The following is a 1,478-nucleotide window of genomic DNA, read 5'->3' on the forward strand; positions in this document are numbered from 1 at the left end:
GGAGGGCAGGCCGATGCTGCCGTGTTCCACCACCGCTGGATGGCTGATGGGCTGGCCGGGTGGCGGGCGTCTGAAGGGCGCGCGAGTCAGGGCCTGTTCGTCGAGCGGTGAGGTGTCGGTGTGCGCGGTAAGTGCGCCTTGATGCACCAGCAGCATGCCGATATTGAGCAGCAGATCGACCCACGCCAGCTCCTTCGCCCTAGGGTCATGGCTTTCCAGCGCGGGCAGGTCCTGGGTGAGGCTTTGCGTCGCCTGGATCAGCCAGCCAATCGACGCCAACGGCCCGCGCACGGCCATCAACAAGGTGTTGAAGCCCAGCTGCATGCCTTCCAGGATCAACGCCCAGCGGCTCTGTGTATTCGACGTCGACTCGCGCTCGGCCTGGTCCAGCAACTGGCGGGTTTCGCAGCCAAACAAATACTCCATCAGGCTGCCCTGGTGGAGTGCTTGCAGGACTTCGTCGCTGCTCGGGTCGCCGGCCTTCGCCAAAGCTGCGGGTTTGGGCACCTCGGGCAGCCGGTCGAACTCCGAGCCTATACCGATACGCACGGAGTGCGGCTGGGTAAAACCACCGTTGCTGTAGATCGCCCTGGACGGGGCCGCCAACCAGGTCAGCACGCTCTGCTGTAGCGCACCGGGTTGCACAATGGCCGCCAGCAGATGCTCGCGGCTGGCGAACTCGAGCAGCGCTTCGCGATAGGCCGGACGGTACAGCAGGTGCGGCCCCAATTGGGTGTCGAGCGGTTCGATGATGAACATGTTTTGCACCACGTCTGCCGTGGCGGCGGGGGTGCGCAGAAAGGCCAAGGTGCGGATGACAATCTTGTCGCCATCGACCCGGCGCGCCAGCGGGTTGGGGTCGACCAGCGCCCGCACACAGCGCACGCCGCGCGTGGTCAGGCCCGCTTCGCCTTTGATCGCGTGCTCCAGCGCTTGAACTTTCAGGTGGACGGGCCGCTGTTGCGCGAACAGCCGCTGGCGTTTGCGCGCCGCGTCGGTGTCGCTCATCAATTCCTGGCGCAGGTAAGCGGGGTAGTTCTGACCAATGTCGACACGTTCGACCAGTTGCCGGATGTAGTCAGGCGTTAACCACGCTTCGAGCGCACGGCCGGTGCGATGGCTGAGCGTCATGCGGCCTTTGGGGCTTCCCGACAGGTTCTTCAGCGCCAGATCCACCAGGCTCATGGCGACCGGCTCAATGTAACCGCCCTCGAGGCTGCCCACCGCGACATGAAAGGTCAGGGTCAAATCGTCAGCCAGGTAACCGGCTGCGCGTGCCACGTCGTTGCAGCTGCGCTGACCGCCCAGGGCGACGGCGCGGTCCAGGCACAGCTGATGGTTCAAGTGTTCGGTGGCGTAGCTGCGCAGGGTTTCCAGGCCATCGAAGTCTGAGTCGCCGAGGGTCTGGCGCTTGATCCCGGCCTGTTCAAGCAGGCATTCGCGGTAGGCCAGGCGGTCGGCGGCGCTGGCGCGTTGCA

At 65.3% G+C, this 1,478-nt stretch carries 1 protein-coding gene; it reads right to left on the reverse strand.

Annotation, left to right across the window (positions count from 1 at the left end):
• Window positions 1–1,478 (reverse strand): dermonecrotic toxin domain-containing protein (locus L9Z73_RS30385; RefSeq protein WP_345894197.1); only part of this gene is annotated, 1,478 nt, incomplete at both ends.

The organism is Pseudomonas emilianonis (assembly GCF_023072625.1).
In the GTDB taxonomy this organism is placed as follows: domain Bacteria; phylum Pseudomonadota; class Gammaproteobacteria; order Pseudomonadales; family Pseudomonadaceae; genus Aquipseudomonas; species Aquipseudomonas paraveronii.